The sequence below is a fragment of the Mesorhizobium sp. M7A.F.Ca.CA.001.10.2.1 genome, from assembly GCF_003998575.1.
Taxonomy (GTDB): Bacteria; Pseudomonadota; Alphaproteobacteria; order Rhizobiales; family Rhizobiaceae; genus Mesorhizobium.
In genome coordinates, this window is sequence record NZ_RZQY01001351.1 from 1 (window position 1) to 461 (window position 461).

At 70.3% G+C, this 461-nt stretch carries 1 protein-coding gene; it reads right to left on the reverse strand.

What is annotated here, in order from left to right; genetic code table 11:
- The coding region (locus EN964_RS37025; protein ID WP_373565090.1) for an Ig-like domain-containing protein at positions 1-461 on the reverse strand (461 nt) is incomplete at both ends.

Genomic DNA, 461 nt, shown 5'->3' on the forward strand with positions numbered 1-461 from the left:
GGGAGCAGCCGGCGCGGTGGCCTGAGCAGCCGGCTTTGCCGCGGGCGCGGGAACGGTCAGCAATTCGGCCGGCTTGCCCGGCTCCTCGACCATGGCCAGCACCTGGCCGGCCGCATCCTTGGGAACCGAAACCACGGCGGTCTGCACCGAGGGCGTTACGACATCGCCCGTGGTCGCGCGCAGCGCGATCGTATAATCACCGGGCTTCAGCGGATCGTCGAGAATGATAACGAAGGCGCCATCGGGACCAGCGACCGTCGAGCCAAGCACCGTCGAGCCGTTGAGGATCTCGACCTTGGCGTTGGGCGCCGCATTGCCGGCGACGACAATCGAGCCATTGCTTTCGACGCGCACGACATCGAAGGACGGTGCGACCGGACCGGCCGCAGCCGGCGCCGCCGCGTCCGCGGCCGGTGCGGACGGTGCCCCAGTCAACGGCACCGTCCGCACCAGCCGCGGCC